Origin of the sequence: Chitinophaga filiformis, from assembly GCF_021646545.1 — a bacterium.
In the GTDB taxonomy this organism is placed as follows: domain Bacteria; phylum Bacteroidota; class Bacteroidia; order Chitinophagales; family Chitinophagaceae; genus Chitinophaga; species Chitinophaga filiformis_A.
The window spans coordinates 19,173-38,501 of the sequence record NZ_JAKIRP010000005.1 but is presented as its reverse complement, the minus strand read 5'-3'; the positions used below and the strand labels follow the sequence as shown (position 1 = coordinate 38,501).

At 47.3% G+C, this 19,329-nt stretch carries 11 protein-coding genes; 6 read left to right on the top strand and 5 right to left on the bottom strand.

Features of this window, described 5'->3' with window-relative positions; translation table 11 throughout:
• Positions 1–25: 25 nt before the first annotated feature.
• The 5 genes from L3C95_RS14735 to L3C95_RS14715 form a co-directional block, all read right to left on the bottom strand.
• Positions 26–1,045: a dehydrogenase gene (locus L3C95_RS14735; protein WP_236388734.1), complete on the bottom strand. Its 1,020-nt coding sequence runs from the start codon at positions 1,043–1,045 to the stop codon at positions 26–28.
• Positions 1,046–1,241: 196 nt separating this feature from the next.
• The gene (locus L3C95_RS14730; protein ID WP_236388733.1) at positions 1,242–2,375 is read right to left on the bottom strand and encodes a glycosyltransferase; all 1,134 of its coding nucleotides are present in this window, start codon (positions 2,373–2,375) and stop codon (positions 1,242–1,244) included.
• A 6-nt stretch (positions 2,376–2,381) separates the two neighbouring features.
• Entirely contained in the window at positions 2,382–3,329 is a 948-nt protein-coding gene (locus L3C95_RS14725) for a glycosyltransferase family 2 protein (RefSeq protein ID WP_236388732.1), read from the bottom strand.
• 59 nt (positions 3,330–3,388) lie between these two features.
• Entirely contained in the window at positions 3,389–3,919 is a 531-nt protein-coding gene (locus L3C95_RS14720; protein ID WP_236388730.1) for a DUF4199 domain-containing protein, read from the bottom strand.
• 17 nt (positions 3,920–3,936) lie between these two features.
• Entirely contained in the window at positions 3,937–5,196 is a 1,260-nt protein-coding gene (locus L3C95_RS14715; RefSeq protein WP_236388728.1) for a dihydroorotase, read from the bottom strand.
• Positions 5,197–5,387: 191 nt separating this feature from the next.
• On the opposite strand from L3C95_RS14715, the gene L3C95_RS14710 reads away from it, so the two are divergent.
• The 6 genes from L3C95_RS14710 (at position 5,388) to L3C95_RS14685 (ending at position 19,327) form a co-directional block, all read left to right on the top strand.
• Positions 5,388–7,136, top strand: coding sequence for a hypothetical protein (locus L3C95_RS14710; protein ID WP_236388727.1), 1,749 nt, complete (start codon positions 5,388–5,390; stop codon positions 7,134–7,136).
• 14 nt (positions 7,137–7,150) lie between these two features.
• A complete protein-coding gene (locus tag L3C95_RS14705) occupies positions 7,151–9,388 on the top strand; it encodes a fibronectin type III domain-containing protein (protein WP_236388726.1) in 2,238 nt (745 codons plus the stop codon).
• A gap of 4 nt (positions 9,389–9,392) precedes the next feature.
• Complete coding sequence (locus L3C95_RS14700) at positions 9,393–12,251, top strand: hypothetical protein (protein WP_236388725.1); 2,859 nt, start codon at positions 9,393–9,395, stop codon at positions 12,249–12,251.
• A gap of 3 nt (positions 12,252–12,254) precedes the next feature.
• Complete coding sequence (locus L3C95_RS14695; RefSeq protein WP_236388724.1) at positions 12,255–12,746, top strand: pentapeptide repeat-containing protein; 492 nt, start codon at positions 12,255–12,257, stop codon at positions 12,744–12,746.
• A gap of 62 nt (positions 12,747–12,808) precedes the next feature.
• A complete protein-coding gene (locus tag L3C95_RS14690) occupies positions 12,809–17,230 on the top strand; it encodes a hypothetical protein (protein WP_236388723.1) in 4,422 nt (1,473 codons plus the stop codon).
• Positions 17,231–17,245: 15 nt separating this feature from the next.
• Positions 17,246–19,327: a hypothetical protein gene (locus tag L3C95_RS14685; RefSeq protein ID WP_236388722.1), complete on the top strand. Its 2,082-nt coding sequence runs from the start codon at positions 17,246–17,248 to the stop codon at positions 19,325–19,327.
• Positions 19,328–19,329: the final 2 nt, after the last annotated feature.

Below are 19,329 nucleotides of genomic sequence, written 5' to 3'. Positions count from 1 at the left end.
AGATGTAGTCGTTTTGGTTAGAAGATCAGATACACCAGGTATTGATCCCATTGTGGGTGAAATGATAACGTTTTACGTCCCCGCCGAAACTTTTGAGCGCTTCCACCACACTGTAGCGGGTATTGCCCGGACAGTAGAAGATCATAAAGCCACCGCCGCCTGCACCGGAGATCTTGCCCCCGGAAGCACCTGCACGTTTCGCAGCTTCATAGATATCATCCAGCTGGGAATTGGTAATACCTTTTGCCATGTTCTTTTTATGCTGGAAACCAAAATCAAGAATCTCGCCGATCTTGTCGATACTGCCACGAAGCAGGGCTTCCTTCATCATTACCGCCTGTTCTTTCAGGTGGTGCATCGCCTCAATACTCGCTTCCTTTTTTTCGTGTACATTCTTCTGCTGCTCGGAAATGATGCTGCTGGATAAACGGCTGGTGGAAGTGTAGTACAGTACCAGGTTATTCTCCAGTTCATCCAGGTATTTTTCTTTTATACGAAGGGGATTCACGATGACCTTGTCGCCGTTGTAGAATTCCATGAAGTTCACACCACCAAAGGTAGCTGCATACTGATCCTGCTTACCGCCTGCCTGTTTCAGATCTTCCCTTTCGATCACATAAGCAAGATGCGCCATGTCATATTCCCCCAGCGGAAGTTTCAGCCATTCAGCAAAAGCGCCCAGTACCGCCACCACAAGGGTAGAGGAGGTACCCAGACCGGAACCGGCGGGTGCATCCACGAAAGTGGTTAGCTTGAAGCCGGAAGGAATGCCATAGTCTTTCGCCACACGGTTGATCACACCTTTCAGGATGTCCAGCTTACCATCGAGGGGAAGCGGAAAGGTAGCATCACAAACCAGTGTTTCGTTCCTGTCGGCACATTCGAACAGGACTTTTTTATCAGCGATGGGTTCTATGGCTGCACGCGCATAGAGCGAAATAGTGGCATTCAGAATGGCTCCCCCGTACATGTCCGAATAAGGGCTTACATCTGTTCCGCCTCCTGCAAGGCCAATGCGTAAGGGTGCTTTGCTACGATAAATCACAGTATTTCCGTTTTTATAAGTGCTGCAAGATAAAACAATTGCGCATGCATATGAGTCTATCTTGTTTAAAAGAAGTTAAAATATGTGTATATGTCTTATAGCAAAAAAATAACCGGAATGATCGGTTAGAGATCGTTCCGGTTGTTTTTTGGGCTGACTTTGGCGGTGGCCTTCCTGCTCACGGTGCAGGCTGGGATCACCGGGTCGCCGCTAGTCGATGTATTTCCCCCGCCAGACGTTCCCACGAATACTGTTTCTTCTCCACACGTACGGCTGCCGTCATATCAGCTTCCCGGTTGTCCCGGTAGTATTTCTCAATAGCGGCGGCAATATCTGCAGGTTCTGGTTCACACTGAAAACCTACGACATTGTCAGGCACCATTTCTACCAGACCACCTACGCGGGTTACGACCATCGGCTTTTCGAAATGGTAAGCGATCTGTGAAATACCACTCTGGGTAGCGCTCTTATACGGCTGTACCACCAGGTCGGCTGCGCAGAAGTAGTGCTTAACAGCTTCGTTGGGAATGAAGTCAGTATGCATAAGTACCCTCTCACCCAGTTGTAGCTGTTCCAGCAACTGGTGGTAAGGGGCGGCATCCTCATAGAATTCTCCCGCCACGATCAGGTGTACGTTCAGTTGTTTCATCCGTTCGTCGGCCATGGCACGGAGCAGGAGGTCCAGCCCTTTATACTGGCGGATGAAACCGAAGAAGAGGATGTATTTTTTGTCTTGTTGCAGTTTCAGTTGTTCCCTCGCCACGGATTTAGATACTGCAGGACCGTAGTTGTCGTAGATCGGGTGGGGGATCAGGGAAGCCGGTTTGCCGGGCTCGAACAGCCGGAGGTCGTCCAGTACGGACTGGCTCATGGCGATAAAAGCATCCACGGGTTTCAGGAAGTACCTGGTAAAAGGCACATCTCCGGGCCTTTTTTCGTGTGGTATCACGTTGTCGAGGATGGAGACCACCCTGGTATTTTTGCCTTTCCCGAGGCGGAGCAGGCTACCCAGGCAGGGTCCCATCAGTGGTAGCCAGTATTTGGTAACGATGAGGTCTGGTTGCCATTTGCGGATCATACGGCCCACTTTCAACCAGTTCAGCGGATTGACAGAGTTGATCAGCCTGCGTATTTTCAGGTGAGGAGGCGCCGGTTCTGTAGCGTACTGGCTTTTACCGGGGAAGAGGAAGGAAGGATACTGTACGGTGAACGTCCAGATCTCTACTTCTGCATCCTTTTGCAGTTCTTCCGCCAGCCTTTCATTGTAGGCGGCAAGTCCGCCCCTGTAGGGCCAGGCCGGTCCGAGAAAGAGGATTTTCTTTTTGCCCATCAGCTATTATTTGGTTCGGTCCAGGATAGTTTCCACGAGATATTCATTCCTTTCAGGCGCATTCCTGGTTACCAGTTCACCGATGAAGCCGGTAAGGAATAATTGCGACCCTATGATCATGGCCAGCAATGCGAGGAAGAAAATAGGGCGTTCGGTCATTTTATACTGGGAATAGATGATCTTCTGTACTGCCAGGTATAATGCAATGCCGAAACCGACGATGAAGGAAAGCGTACCCAGGGCCCCGAAAAGGTGCATAGGGCGTTTTCCGAACTTACTGATGAACATAATGGAAGCCAGGTCCAGGAAGCCGTTAATAAAGCGTTCCAGGCCAAACTTGGAGGTTCCATATTTACGTGCGCGGTGTTCCACTACTTTTTCACCGATCTTCCTGAAACCGTTCCATTTGGCGATCACAGGAATATAGCGGTGCATTTCTCCATATACCTCAATGCTTTTAATCACTTTCCTGCGGTAAGATTTAAGTCCGCAGTTCATGTCATGGAGCCTCACTCCGCTCATGCGGGTAGTAGTATAGTTATATAATTTTGAAGGAAGATTTTTAGTAAGAGCGCTGTCATAGCGTTTTTTCTTCCAGCCGCTGACAAGGTCAAAGCCATCCTCTTTGATCATACGGAAGAGTTCCGGTATCTCGTCGGGGCTATCCTGCAGGTCAGCGTCCATGGTAATGATCACATCGCCCTGTGCGGCCCGGAAGCCTTCATTGAGAGCGGCAGATTTACCGTAGTTACGCTGGAATTTGATCCCTTTCACATTCGGGTTTGCTGATGCCAGCTGCTGGATGATATCCCAGGAATTATCAGTGCTGCCATCGTCTATCATCCATACCTCATATGAGTAGTGATGTTCCTGCATGACACGGTCAATCCACGCGGCCAGCTCCGGCAGTGATTCTTCTTCGTTTTTTAAAGGAACGATAACGGAAATATCCATGTTATATAGCAATGTGTTTAGGATGCTTTTCTATCTAATAAAGTGCCAATCTGAGTCCGCTACTTTTTACGGAGTGCTAATGCTATTATGGCAGACACGACAAAATACTGGAAAAGGCCGATCAGATAGGACATGAAGCTGCCTGCGATGGTCACTGAAAAATCCTGGTTTTTGATATCTGCCAGGCCTTTGTCATACTCATCTTTAGGAGTGCCAATGGTGCGCAGCATAGGGGCCATGCTTTCATAACTTTTGATAGCGGCCTCTTTCATTTTCACAACAATGCCCGGATCAATAAAATTGGCCAGCACATAAAGGAAAATAGTGCTCATAAGCGATCCGATCACAAAAGTGGTAAAAACAGGCTGTAAGGCTTCCTTGAAGCTAATAAGACCGCCATTGGCTTTTTTTCTTTCGAGACCAGCCAATACGCCGGTTATTCCAAAAGCAACGAGGAGGAGAATGCCGTATTTCAGGCTAAAGAGCATAGGTATATCGGTAAAATACAGGGCGACGCCAATAGCGATAGCTACTGAACCGGCTATCAGTCCCCATTTTACACCGGGATTAGGATATGATGCATTACTCATAGTACACGAATGACTTTTTAAAGTTGGGCGTATTGGCCGTTGATGGTTCCTTTCACACTTCCTTTCAATTCCGCGCCAATATACGCTGAATTTTTTGACCTGCTTGCCAGGTGAGCTGCCGTGAGCACCCAATCCTCTTCCGGATCAAATATGGTCAGATTGGCCGCTGCACCTTCGGTGAGGCTCAGTTCAGGCAGATTGAATATTTTGCGGGGCTGCGCAGAGAGCATCTCCACCAGTCTTTCTACAGATACTTCCGGCAGATGTTTGCGGAATACGCCGAAAGCGCTTTCCAGTCCTATCATGCCATTCTTTGCATATTCAAACTCTACTTGTTTGGCATCCCAGTCCTGCGGCAGGTGATGGGTGGCGAAGCAGTCGATCACCCCTGTCTTCACTGCATCCTGCAGCGCTTTTACATCCTCAGCGCTACGCAGCGGCGGATTGAGCTTCAGGTGGGTATCGTAGGTGACGAGGTGTGCATCGGTAAGGGACAGGTGATAAGGCGTTACGGAGCAGGTCACCTTGATGCCTTTGCCTTTGGCTTCGGCAATAAGATCCGCTGATTTTCGTGTACTGATGCCTGTGAAGTGGATACGTGAGTCGGTATATTGTGCCAGCTCAAGGTCGCGCTGGATAATCAGTTCTTCTGCAATGGCAGGTTTTCCCGGCATACCCAGCTGGGTGCTATAGATGCCTTCGTGCATCAGGCCATGGGCGGAGATGCTCAGATCATCAGGAAGCTGGATAATGGTGCCGTTAACGGCTTTTACATATTGCAGGGCTTTCAGCATGATACCGGGCGACTGGATAGGTTTCAGTCCGTCGGAGAAAGCCACAGCCCCTGCATGCTGCATTTCATACATTTCAGCAAGAGAGGTGCCCTCCAGGTTTTTAGTCACCGCTCCGATAGGGAGCACCTGTACGACACTGTTGCGTGTGCGGCTGAGCACATACTCGATCTGCGGCTTGGTATGAAGCGCCGGCTGTGTATTGGGCACTATCAGCACAGTGGTGTATCCACCCCTGGCAGCTGCGGCAACCCCGCTCTGGAGGTCTTCCTTATATTCCTGGCCAGGATCGCAGAAGTGCGCGAAGATATCCGTCCATCCCAATGACACATGCAGGTTGTTGCCAGTCACCACCCGGGCCTGAGCGGAAGAAATATCCTTCCGGATCTGGCGGATGATACCGTTCTCAATCAGAATGTCCTGCTGTTGCCCGTGAAAAGGGGATGATGGTGCAACTATCTGTACGCTTTTGAGTAATATGTGCATGCTTTAATACTAACTGTGTCTATAGCTTGTCTGAGAAAAAATACCGGCAGCAAAAGTAATAGAAATTCAGAATAGGGCGTGCAACCAGGAGGATTTTACTTTTTAATTATTAATAATTATTTATATATTTGCGTCAATTTGAACCATTTCCTTAATGGGGGACCTGCATTCGTAAATGAAAACCCAAAGTATTGTCGAAGTTATACCCGACCTATGATCGTTTCGTAACGTGCTTACGGCCTTTAACCCTGTTAATCGCTGTCATTTGTTGTTCGTCTTACAAGTTATGTGCACAACGGCTGGATGCTATAGGAAAAGAGAAACCAATAAAAATTACAGGAGGCCTTGGCCTTGAACAGATTGCCTACTGGTCGTCGGGACTGGGAGAGGGGCGCAGAGATCCCTACAATTTCTTCCTGAACGGTAACCTGAACATTGACCTGTATGGATGGTCCGTACCTTTCAGCTTCACTTATTCCAACCAGAGTAATGTAGCGTACTCCCAGCCATTCAATCAGTATGGCCTGACGCCTACCTATAAATGGGTAACGGGACATATCGGTTATTCCAGCATGAATTTTTCCAGCTACACCCTGGCAGGTCATCTCTTTAACGGTATCGGTGTTGACCTGGCGCCTCCGGGCCGCTTTAAGTTTAGTGTCATGTACGGCCGTCTGCAGAAAGCAGTGGAGGCCGATACCTCTCGTCCGGAGATCATACCTGCATACAAACGCATGGGATATGGCTTTAAGGCAGGATATAGTACCGGGAAGGATAATATAGAGGTCATGGTTTTCAGGGGGAAGGATGATGAAAACTCTATCCGCCCCGTACCACAGGGGTATACATTAACGCCCCAGGAGAATGTGGCGATGGGCGTAAATGTCTCCAAACAGTTCTTCAACCGGCTTTTATTTAATGCCGAAGTAGCAGTAAGCGCCCTGACAAGAGATACCCGTGCGGTATCAGACAGTACGGGCGATATAAAGGCGCCTACAGGAGGGCTGATCAAAAAGAACAGCAGTACAGCCATGTATACGGCCTATAAGACTGGTCTGAGTTATAATGGAGGACATTACACCTTCGGACTCGGATATGAGTGGGTAGCACCGGAATACAAGACACTGGGCGCTTATTACTTTACGAATGACTTTGAAAACATTACCGGCAACCTGCAGGTACGTATGCTGAAAGACAGACTTACAGGTGCTGTCAACGCGGGTGTGCAACGTAATAATCTGAACAATGATAAGATCAGCACCATGCGCCGTTTTGTGGGCGCGCTGAACGTCAGCTTTGCGGCTACAAAGAAGACGAACTGGAACTTCAGTTATTCTAATTTTCAGTCGTTCGTCAACATCCGTTCCGAATTTGATTACCTGAATCAGCTGACTCCTTACGAAAACCTGGATACGCTGAATTATACGCAGGTATCCAGCAATGCCTCTCTTGGATTTAACTACAGCATTTCCCAGAGTAAAGAGAAAATGCAAATGATCATCTGTAATGTTTCCTATATGGAATCGTCAGACAAGCAGGGAGGAGTGAAACAGTCATCGGGCGCTACCTTCTATAACCTCAACGCCTCTTATAACCTGCAGCTCATACCGAAGAATATGTCAATCATGGCTGGGTTTAACGCGAACCGAAATACTTCGCTGGACCTGGAAGCTGTTACGTTCGGACCGACGCTGGGCGTAAATAAAAGTGTATTAAATAAAAAAATGAGATTGTCCGGTACGCTGACCTGGAACGGCAGCTTTACCAATGGTGAAAATACTTCCCGCATCCTCACGGCAAGAGCAGGAAGCGCCTATACGATCAAAAAGGTGCACAGTCTGAACCTGGGTCTTACAGGCCTTCATCGTGATAATACAAAAGGAAGCAACAAAAAGATATCTGAGTTAACCACCACACTGGGATATAACTATAATTTTTAAAAGTACAGAGAACCTTGCTTAGACGTACTAAATACATATGGGAGCTGCTGGTGATGCTGCTGCTATGCTGCGGCAGGACGTATGCCCAGACAAGTTATCCTGTAATGGCTACCATGCAGATCAATCCTCCGTACAGCCTGTACCTCAGCGACTATACAGCGCCTGACGTGCAACGTATGCAGGTACACCTGCTGTTAAAAGACCTTACTGTCAGTGATTATAAATGCCGGCTGAAAATAAAGATCGAAGGCTTCGGCGTAACACTACAAAGTAAACCCGGTTTTTACACCGCGCCTATCATCTTACAGGGAGGTGAAATGATCACGCTCAGCGGACCTGAACTGGCTACCTATCTGAATCCGCAGAACCTCCTGATACAGGGACTGGATAACAGTGCGCTGACGAAGGAAGGCGCCAAGCTTCCCGAAGGCATATACAAGTTTACCGTGGAGGTAGTGGACTACACCCGCAATATTGTTGTATCCAACCAGGGAAATGCGGTCGTGTCTACCTTTCTCAGTTATCCGCCTATTATCAACCTGCCGATGGCCAATACCAAGGTAGATGCTATGGAACCACAGAATCTCGTATTCCAGTGGGTGCCCCGGCATACCGCCTCGTTTAACGCGGCTTTTAATGTGGCTTATAAATTCAAACTGGTAGAGCTGATCCCGGCAAACCGCGATCCTAATGATGCCCTGCGTACTACCCGCCCTGTGTATGAAACTATAACGGCGCAGACCCTGCTGGTGTATGGTCCGGGTGAACCGATGCTGACGCCTGGTAAGAGTTATGCGGTGCAGGTACAGGCTATTGAAGCGGAAGGAAAGGACATGTTTGTCAATGATGGTTTCAGTGAAGCAGTGAGATTCACTTACGGTGAAAAATGCGGTGTGCCGGCAGATGTGATCGCAGCAGTGTCGGGCAAGAATGAATTGAAACTGACCTGGAGAACAGGTGTTTCCCAGCAGGCATTTACTGTACGTTACCGTGAGGCAGGCGATAATCCTTCGCAATGGTATGAGGAAACAAGTTATCTGCCACAGTATACTATTACCGGTCTTAAACAAGGTAAGAAATATGAATACCAGGTGAATGCCCAGTGTATATGGGGATATGGCGATTACTCTGCCATACAGTCTTTCACTATGCCGAATGAAACCATGGATAAAGGCGATTTCGTCTGTGGTAAGGTTGTAGGTGAAGGAGAGATCTCCAATCGCAAAGGACTGGAGCAGCTGAAAGAAGGAGATGTGATCATAGCGGGCGACTTTAAAGTAGCAGTGAAGAAGGCGGAAGGCTCGAATGGTTTATTCTCCGGTAACGGAAAGATCAAAGTACCATTCCTGAATTTTATAACCTTGCCGGTTGTATTTAAGAACATCAGCGTGAATACCGATAAGAAGATGTACGCCGGTGTGATAGAACTGCAACGCGAGGATATCAAAACGGTGACCGACAATATGAATGAGTCGCTGGATGGCTACCTGGAAAAGATAAGCGATATCGTGCGTACGATAGATACAGCAGGATTGAAGGCTGTAGATGCAGCAGGTATGCTGGCTGAGCTGGAGAAAATGAAGGGATGGGATGAACTGGACAATGCTACGCTGGAGAAACTGGGTGAGATACAGACGAAACTGCAGGAACTGCAGCAGTTGCAGGAATCTGAGAACATGACACCCGAAGAAAAAGCCACTGCCGCGAAGAAAGTGGCGGAGCAGCTGAAGAACCTGGCAGATCAGGCAAAAGCAGTGGTCAAAGCAGCGGTAGAAGAGCTGAAGAAACTGGTGAATATGTTCCGTAAAGGCCTTTCGGCATTGCGACAGGACTATACGCCTGAAAAGGTGGCTGTGCTGAAGAAGGATTTTGAAGATAAATATAAAGTAGCGAAAGAATTCATCGATAAGAATAATGCACTGTTAGGAGTCAAAGTACCTGAATCGCTAGATAAATCTGTGATGAAGGTACTGGATGTGACCGACAGTGTAATAGTGAAGCTGCCGGAAGAAATAACAGCGTACAAGCTGGCCCAGAAAGCGCTTGACGAGGTGACAGTACTGAAGATACTGGATGAAAATAAGTCACAGGCAGAAGAGGAAAAGGTGGTGAATGCATTGAACATAAAGGATCAGCCGTTCAAAACATTTATCATCAATGCGTTGAAAACCGCGAAGGAAGATGATCTGATACCGGATGTGAAAACATCCATCTTAAACTGGGTACATGATGTTCTTGAAAAAATGCAATAAGCGTATGCGTTGGTATAAACTGATATTATTGACATGGATCATTGCGTTACCGGCCATCACAAAGGCAGGCGAGTTGCCTGCCAACAATGAGGAGGTTGTTCGGGAAGGGGTTATTGCATTGAACAAAATGATCCGCCAGAACGAGTATAATGACCGTCACCATCAGTCGTGGAAGAACAAATACGTGCTGATGCTGGATGGGAATGGAAGGTTTGTTGAACAACGGTCGGTTGTAGGTAATACCGGCCTGCTGTTAGATGATGACGAGCTTACGGCCATCAATGACGAGCTCTTAAAGGTAAATGATCAGAAGACCTTTGGTGTGTATGAGATCGTTTACAACAACTGGTATATTGATCTGTCTAAAAAAATCCCTGATGATGCGAATATCTCTTATCTGACGGACTATCAGCCATGGTCGAAGGATAATATCCGGAATATGATCATGAGCGAGATGAAGGCGATCAATACAGAGATCTTTCAGAAAGCCGATTTAAAGGGGTTCGAGAAAAAAGTGGGTATTGTTTGCGGCCGCGTGGTGGTATTGTTAAACGGTATGAAGTATCGGACGAATGTTGTTTTTGATGCTCACGGTGATGAAAGCTGGACAGCGGAAGAACTGCAAAACCTGGATAGCAGGATTAGTCCCTATCTGCCGAACATGTCGGATGTTAAGAACTATCTGATTGAATATCCTCATGCATTGAAAGTAGCATTTAAGAACAAGGATAAGAAAGCGGACGTGCCTTTTATGCCATATGAGTATAAACCGGCAAAGGGCTCTTTCTTTGATGCTGTATGGGTACGAAGCGATGCGCAGACGGGTAATGCAGGAGGAACTGGTGGAGGCAGGGACCCGATAAAAGAATCAGGAAGCAGGGTATATGACTATGCGCATGTACTATCCACCGATGAGTTGAAGGCGCTGATCGATGGTTTTGTTGAAGTAAGTAAAAACCAGGGTGGCTATAACGCCCGTGTGTTTATTTCGAATTATAAGACGTCAAATGAAGATGTAGCGAAGATCAGAGAGATTGTCAACAATCCTGGTCCGACGGATGTCATACTCTGGTTCTATGTTGATCTGGACAAGACCACACATGGCGCGCTCTATTTAGGAAAGGCAGTGCCCCAGCAGCGTGAAGTGGGCATGTTCATGCGTTTGGCGATAGACATAGTCGAAAGCCTTGGGCTGGGCTCTTCCAATTTTACATTGACAAGCCTGTTCGATGCACTTTCTACCTTTATTAATAAGGCGCAGATCCCTGAACGCTTCTACAACCCTGAAGCAGTGGATAAGGACGGGAACGCTGCTTACAACCCGATCCTCTACAAGATCTTCCTGAAGTCAGGGCAATTGAAAACCGCCCAGTGGTCGATACTGCCGGATGTAATCACGCCAGCAGAAGTACAGGCGGGCGGATATCCAATTTCGCAGGTAGAGTTTTCCTTCTATTGTGGCGCTTACAATGGCCTTGTTGAAATGGTGGCTTCGATGCCCAAACTGGCAGGCTGGCTGATCAACATTATACTTAACGAGGGAGGGGCCAGAGAAGAGCTTACAACCGCTATTACAGCGTTTGCCAATAAATGTAACCTGAGTTCGACCGACTATTATGTAGGAGTGATGTCGCCTTTGGTGCCGGCTATAAAACTCGGGGCATGTATTACACCTATTATCGTGCGGGAGGTAAAGATGGCTTACTCCGGAAAGAACGTCTGTATGTATGCCGCCACCACCGGTAAGGTCGTGTTTAATATCGTCATGCTGATTATCCCGTTGTCGAAAGCAGGCAATATTGCAAAGATCGCAGACGTCCTGAATTACATCGATCCGTTCGCCTTGCTGTTGCGTGGTATGGGATTGACCGGTAAGCTGGTTTTTGTAGGAGGCAGAGCGCTTTATTCGTGGGGGAAATTTTATCTTTCAGCTATTATACGGGAAGGAAGGATTGTTCTGCAGGTGCTGGATGACGGTATGCGGGTGCTGACAAGAGGTGAAATGCCTGTAATGGAAGTTGCCGTGGCAGGTGGCAGAAGAATAAAGGTGAGCGTTCCGCCAGGCACTGATCTGAATGGCGATTGGCGCGTTATTCGCTATATGCAGGATGCCAATGGTGCTGAGATCGTTTCGGGTGAAGGAGAACGGGTGGTACAAGTGGCTAAAGGATCGGATCAGGAAGGTATACTTGGTATTACTGATGATGCAGGTAAGGCTGATGGTGTGGCCGATGATGTGAAGACGGGAGAGAATGCAGCGGATGACGTGAAGAATGGGGAGACGGCTGAAGAACCGAAGGCCGGAGGAACAGAAGAACCTCAGGCACCGCAGGTTGATGCATATTCCACAGTGAATGGAAGGGTTAATAAGCCGGCAGACCGCATAGACAAGTATGAGACTTTTGTAACTATCGATGATGTACCTGAAATCTATCGCGCAGATCGGGAGAGATTTGTAAAACTTGCAACAGATCCGGCACACGTGGGCAAGCCCATAGAGTCCAAGGTAATGCAGGAAGCAATGGCTGGATTGGAAGCGGAGAGACAGGGACTTGTTAAAGGGCCGATAAGGAGAGGACCAAAAGAAATCGAATTTTACGATCACGATGATATTCCCTGGGATGTTAAGGGACCGCCATCACGTAGTGGAATGAAACCGAAGGACGCCGTAAAGTCTATTGTCAAAAAACTGCGGTCGACTTTTGTTGATCCTGTTACAAATAAACAAGTGACTAACATTCGTGTACTATTGGATTGTACTTATTTGAATCAGGCAGATCATACCAAGATATGGAATTTGTTAAAGGCTGAATTGACTCCGGATGAACTTGGCCGTATTGTTGAAGTTAATGTTAGACTATAAGATATGAAAAGTATAACTAAAGAAGAGTTGTATGCGCGGTTGCAGGACCATAGTTTAAATGTAACCGGGAAGGTTAGGAAGGATAATATTGGGACACTGAATGAATTAGCTATAGAACAGATCGAAGTACAAGACATTATATTGTACAGTTTACAAGCTATAGATGCTTCATTCAGCCAATGCAGCTTCCATAATGTCGATTTTTATGGATCACACTTTTCTGATGCAACATTGGTGGATTGTAGCGTAATAGATTGCATCTTTAGAAAGTCAGAACTCTTTCGCGTACATCTTAAAAATTGCAGATTTGTTAACTGTGATTTTTCAAGCACAGATTTCATGGATGCCACCCTGGAGAATTGCACATTTGAGAATTGCAACTTTAATGCGGCGCTTTTCACAGATAACAAAATAAGTAATACTACTTTCAAAAATACGGATATCTCTTCTGCTGTGATTGAAGACAACGAAGAGCAGAACGTGATATGGGAATGAACAGTAGTAGCAACGATTTAAGATAATATGATTTAATCCGGTTTATAACCCGGCCCTATACTATGATCAAACACCTATACCTATACATCATCGCGTGCTTCTGCACACTCACTGGATTTGCCCAGCAGCGCACGCCGCTGGAGCAGCATATCCATGACTGCTGGAAGATCATCCAGGAGCGCAGGGTAACAGAGGGTATTAACGGCACCAATCTCTACGACAAACTGAAAGATACCTCGGGTGGCTTCCAGCTGCCATTAGGTATCGGTGGTACCAATAATGGTAATCCGCCTGTAATCGTAGACAGTATACGTTTCCTTTCCAATCACGCAGAGATCACCACTTTCATGGTGGTCACACTTCCCGGTACAGACAAAGAACTGATGTTTGCTGCCAGAGGCGTGCCGCTGAGCAGTGCCGGCGGACTTGTAGGTACTGCCCGTATGGAGCTGGTGAACCAGGTGCCTTTATATCTTTTCGGAGATAGTACTGCTATTACTTTTATACCCGGTAAGACCTATGTGGAGTTTGACTGTAACGGGTTTAAGAAAATAGGGCTGAGTGCAGAAGTAGACCTGAGCCGGAAACTCGTGAAAGTGAACAGCGATGGTTCACAAAACCTGACAGACAGGGTAAAAGGTAAATTCGAGGTCACTGCCTCAAATCTGAATGACATCCTTGCTGCTGTTGCAATTGATCCTTTTCAGGTGAGAGGTGTGAAGAGCGTCACCTTCACCGTACAGGATGCAGTGATCGATCTGAGCGATGATAATAACAGCAGCGGAATGGTGTTCCCTGCGGAATATACTGCTGATGACAAATCTTTATGGCGTGGTTTCTATCTGCGCAGTTTCACAGTTGAACTGCCCCGTGAAATAAAAGACAGGACCAGCAACAAGCCGAAAACACTCGCAGTAAGAAATGCACTCATAGATGAAAAAGGTTTTAGTGGAGAGGTGTCTGCTAAAAATTTAATCCCCCTGAAAGATGGCGATCTCGGTGGATGGTCATTCTCTGTGGATGAAGTGAAACTGAATTTCGTCGCCAACCAGCTGACTGCAGGCTCGCTTGCTGGTGGCGTCAATGTGCCCATTACAGGAGACACTACCCGTTTTGATTATAGCGCGGTCTTCCATCCGGGTGAGGAATATGTGTTTAATATCAAGCCTGCTAAGAATGTTGAGTTTCCCATATTTACTGCTGATGTAACATTATTACCTTCTTCCTACCTGGAAGTAGCGGTGAAAGATGGTAAGTTCCAGGCAATGGCAAGCCTCACAGGTACCTTGTCCATCCTGGGGAAAGCTTCTTCTTCCGGTGACCAGAGCAAAGGTACCAAACTCACAGTACCCGATCTCAAATTTGAGCAGCTGGTGATTTCCACACAGGCGCCCTACATTCATAGCGGTACGTTCGCTTTATCAGGCAGCTTAAACCTGCCGAAGATGGGCGGATTTGGCATGTCTATCAGTAAGATCGCTTTTGTGAGAGATGGAGAGAAGCGAGGGCTGGCATTTAACGTAGCAGTGAACCTGATGAATGCAAAAGATGCAAAAAATGGTTTTGCAGCAGATGCGTCTCTTGCCATCCTTGGTAAAGTAGACCAGGGGGATGATGGAAGGCAACATTACCGCTTCAGCAATGTAAAGGTGAGCCGTATTGCGATAGACATCAACCAGGGTGCTTTTGCATTAAAAGGAAGCCTTGATTTCTTCGATGGCAATGAGATCTATGGTGATGGTTTCAAAGGTAATATCGGCGCCAGTATCAACATGTGTGGCGGCGCCCTTAAGCTGGATGCAACCGCCCTGTTTGGTGCTGTGCAGGACCATAAGTACTGGTATGCAGACATTATGGTCGATTTCCCGACTGCCTTCCTCATTATACCGCCGGCTATTGCCGTGAAAGGTTTCGGGGGAGGTCTTTACTATGGAGTGAAGCCGATCGCATTGACGGACGATGCTGCTAAATATGAACTGGGCGCTACTTCTACCGGCATACGTTATAAGCCGGATGTGAATGCTGGTATAGGAGTGAAGGCCTCTATCAAGTTTATTGCAGGAAGTGAAAAAGCGATCAACGGTCTGGTAGCGTTTGAGATCTCTTTCAACAAAGGTGGTGGTGTGAACCGTATCACTTTCCGCGGACAATGTAATGTGCTCAGCATCCCGATGCTGAAGGGTACAGACATGATGAAAGCCATGTACGCAAAACAGCTCGAATCCAACGACGGACAGTCTGATAAATACGATCCTAACCAGGTAGTGCCGGAAGGCGTGATATCTGTAGGATTGATGGTAGATATTGACTTTGAGAACAGCATCTTCTTTGCTAACCTGAAGGCGTTTATCAATGTAGCGGGTATTATACAGGGTTCTGGTCCCCGCGGATTGGCAGGTGAAGGCGAGATCTACACGGGGCCCGATGGCTGGCATATGTTTGTAGGTACGCCAGATCAGCCGATCAGCATCAGCATACTAAGTCTGGCGCGTGCCAGCTCTTACTTCATGGTAGGTAAAGACCTGCCTGGTAGTCCGCCGCCACCGGCCAACGTAAGCGACATACTGGGTGGTATGGACATGGACTATATGAGGGATATGAACTCCCTCAAGAGTGGAACCGGCTTCGCCTTCGGTGCAGGACTGAACTTCGACACTGGCGATATGTCTTTCCTGATGTTCTATGCGCGTTTTGCGGCAGGTTTGGGCTTTGACGTGATGTTGAAAGATTATGGAGATGCCTTCCATTGTGAAGGTAGCTCCGGCCCGATCGGTATCAACGGATGGTTTGCCAACGGTCAGGTGTATGCTTACTTCCAGGGTAAGATCGGTATCAGGGTGAACCTGTTCTTCAAGAAGGGGAACTTCGATATCATTGACCTGGGAGCAGCCGTTGTGTTGCAGGCTAAACTCCCGAATCCAACCTGGATGAGAGGTATCGTAGGTGGTAAGTTCAGGATATTGGGAGGTCTGATCAGCGGTACCTGTAAGTTTGAGGTAACACTGGGTAAAGAATGTAAGATCGTCAGCAATAACATCTTCGCAGAAGCAGGCGTACAGGTGATAGGCGACTATGCACCAGCTAAAGGCGCCACTGCCGTAGATGTATTCACCGCTCCACAGATCGTTTTCAACATGCCTGTAGGACAGGTATTCAATATTACAGATGATGCAGGTAAGCGACTCAGCTTCCGCGCAAGGCTGGAGTACTTTAACATCAGAGAAGGCGCCAGCAACATTCCTGCTACGATGGAATGGAATGATGATAATACCGTGGTGATCCTGAATACACCTAACATTCTGCCTGGGGAGAAAACACTCCGTATGACTGCCCGCGTAAGCTTCGAACAGGAAAGCAATGGCAGCTGGACGCCTTACCTGGTAGATGGTGTGCCGTATGCAGAAACCATCGAGAATGATTTCGTAACAGACAAAGAACCACTGGAGATCCGCCCTGATAACGTAGCCTATACCTATCCGGTGATCAATCAGCTAAACTATTATAAAGATGAAACTGATAAGGGATATATTCTCCTGAAGAAAGGACAGGACAACCTGTTCGCGAAGAGTGATGACTTCAAACAGATCTGCCGTATTACTGCGGACGGTGAGCCAGCGAGAGAGTTCCAATTATTCTATACTACAGGTAAAGTGAGCTTCTCCATGCCGCGTGATCTGAAGAATGGTAAGACGTATACACTGCAACTACTGCATGTGCCTACTGTGGAAGATCTGTCGATAGACAGGAACGTAACCACCACTACTACCAGCCAGGGCGCAGGTACGGGCAGTCTCACAGTACAGACGAAGCAGGCGGAAGGAAGTGTCAACAATCTCACAGAGCGTGTGATATACACCTTGCCGTTCAGGAGTTCCCTGTATAGCACATTCACGGAGAAGATCGACCGTTTGCCGGCTACATCAAGCAGCTGGCCGCTGGACAACGGTATTGACGAATTGCGGTATATGGTGAATAGTAATGAGCTGTTTGATGCCCAGGAGGTAGATATAAATGGAAACAGTTCTATACTGCAGTTTGAAGCTATACTGGATGATAACCCCTGGTATAAGGAATACATCTATCCTTATGTGTATGCAGGTTACCCGGTAGCGCCTCTGCTGAAACTGGGCTGGAGAAATACCGATATACTGGGGGCACCGCCTGTGAAAGCGATCTACCTGAGGCAAAATCCAACAGGACTGAAGCTGAGTGCCAACAGTACTGCATCAGGACAAGGGTATGCATCATTCGTATACAATCTGCCTTATTATTTCGCATGGGACTTCGTACACATGCAGGCAAATGTGGTCAATGCTATGATCAGCGGTGGCGTAACTATCCCGGCAGAGATGAAGACAATCATGGAGAAACAATTCAGACGTATTACACCGGGCAACTACAGGTTTAAGATCAGGTATGTGTTGCCGGGTATCAATACAGTAACATCAGAAAAAACAATCACCGTTCCTTTTTCGGGAATATAAATAGAAAAGTATTTTATGAAAGCAGTCAGGATGATGTGTAAAGGGATCGCTGTTGTTTGCTTGGGCTTTCTGTCCATGCAGGTAACAGCGCAGCAGCAGACTTCTGCGAAGATTGCCGTCATGGCGTCTCCGGCAGAAGACTCGATCATGCTGCGTTGGGCGCCGGCAAATACTGATTATTGGCAGAAGGCAAATGCGCAGGGATATATGGTGAAGCGCTATACCATCTTAAGAGATGGCAAAATGTTGCCACAGCCGGAAGAGAAGTTGTTGACAGCGCAACCCTTAAAACCACTGGCATTGCCACAGTGGGAGAAGGTGGTCAATGCCGACGAGCGCTGGGGGGCTATTGCAGCACAGGCCTTGTACGGAAAAGATTTCAGTATTAATGGTACGGGGGCTGCGGGCAATAATGTCATGGCGCTCTATCAGAAATCTACCGAACAGGAAAACCGGTATAGCTTTGCGTTGTTTGCAGCAGATCAGTCCTGGCTGGTGGCAAAGGCATCTGCGCTGGCTTTTGTAGATAAGGATACCCGGAGGAATGAGAAATACCTTTATCGCATTTTCATATCCGGTATTAAAGGTGATACAGGGTATGTGTATACCGGCGCTGCCGATAAACGGCCATTGCCTGCTCCCCGTGACCTGCGTGCGGAAAAGACAACAAAAGCAGTAATGTTAAGCTGGGATAAAGTGCTGTTCGGTAACCTGTACAACGCATTCGTATTAGAACGTTCAGACGATAACGGAAAAACTTTCCAGGCTGTTACAAAAGAACCCATTGTCAATACAGAGAAAGCAGAAAATAAAGATCCGCAGCAGCGGATGTTCTATATCGATACCATGCCTAAGGCGGGTGAGCCGAAAGAGTATCGCGTACGCGGTATTACGCCTTTTGGCCAGGTAGGTGCAGCGTCTGATACCATTCATACTACAGTGATGGAAGAAATGAATGCACATCCTTCTATTACTGCAATTGCCTTTGGACTCAAAGGTGTGGTGATCAAATGGATGATGCCTCCCTCTCCGGTAAAGCTGAAAGGGTTTGATATTGAACGTGCCGCTGGCTTGAAGAAGAAGTATGCGAGGATCAATACGCAGTTGTTGTCTGCTGAGGATAGCGTGTTTTTAGATCAGCAGCCTTTGCGTTCAAACTATTACCGTGTAAGGGCATACACCGCAGATGGAAGATCGACGGTGTCTTTCGCACAGTTCTTCCAACAGCTGGATAGTGTACCGCCTGCGGCACCAGACAGTTTATCGGGTCTGATCAGTGATTCGGGTATTGTATCATTGAAATGGAAAGCAAACACTGAAGAGGATATATACGGCTATCGTGTTTTCAGGGCAAACGGGCCAGATGAAGAGTTTGTACAGGTAACGAGGGCCCCCGTGAGAACAAATGCATTTACAGATACGATCACTGTGAAAACATTGACCAAATATATCTATTACAAGCTCGTGGCACTTGATGGACATTTTAATCCATCTGATTTCTCTGTAGTATTAAAATTAAAAAGACCTGATGTAATACCGCCTGTGCCGCCTGTATTTACAGATGCGCATACAGATCAGCAAAGTGTGTTCCTGCAGTGGCAGCCGAGCACCAGTGAAGATGTCGTAATGCATAAAGTGATGCGTGCAGCCGATACTACATGGCAGGAAATCGCTGCCTTTAAGACTGCAGACAGCATTCTCCAATACATCGATACTACAGCCAGAAGAGGTGTGAAATATAACTATGCCATTGCTGCCATTGATGACAGCGGCCTGAAAAGTATATCCAAAACACTTTCGCTGCAACGCCTTGATATGGGGTCACTGGAAGGTGAAAAGACACTGAAAGCTGCAATAGATCGTGATAACAAGCATATCCAGCTGAAGTGGAAAAGAGCGGAAGGCACTACCCGCATCTGGGTGTATCGTTCTGCAGAAGGAGGGCCGATGCGTTTATTCAAAACGCTGGATGGAAATGTACAGGAGTTTATTGATACAGACCTGCTGGTCAATACAATATATCGTTATAAAGTAAAGCTGCAGCGTCAGAGCGATGGTGCATCCTTATTTACAGAAGAAATAACAGTTAATTATTAGTA

Bases quoted from the DNA above. Each gene is read 5' to 3' on its own strand.
- L3C95_RS14715 (WP_236388728.1), bottom strand. From the start codon at position 5,196: ATGCACATATTACTCAAAAGCGTACAGATAGTTGCACCATCATCCCCT.
- L3C95_RS14690 (WP_236388723.1), top strand. From the start codon at position 12,809: ATGATCAAACACCTATACCTATACATCATCGCGTGCTTCTGCACACTC.
- L3C95_RS14685 (WP_236388722.1), top strand. From the start codon at position 17,246: ATGAAAGCAGTCAGGATGATGTGTAAAGGGATCGCTGTTGTTTGCTTG.
- L3C95_RS14725 (WP_236388732.1), bottom strand. From the start codon at position 3,329: ATGGATATTTCCGTTATCGTTCCTTTAAAAAACGAAGAAGAATCACTG.
- L3C95_RS14720 (WP_236388730.1), bottom strand. From the start codon at position 3,919: ATGAGTAATGCATCATATCCTAATCCCGGTGTAAAATGGGGACTGATA.
- L3C95_RS14695 (WP_236388724.1), top strand. From the start codon at position 12,255: ATGAAAAGTATAACTAAAGAAGAGTTGTATGCGCGGTTGCAGGACCAT.
- L3C95_RS14700 (WP_236388725.1), top strand. From the start codon at position 9,393: ATGCGTTGGTATAAACTGATATTATTGACATGGATCATTGCGTTACCG.
- L3C95_RS14730 (WP_236388733.1), bottom strand. From the start codon at position 2,375: ATGGGCAAAAAGAAAATCCTCTTTCTCGGACCGGCCTGGCCCTACAGG.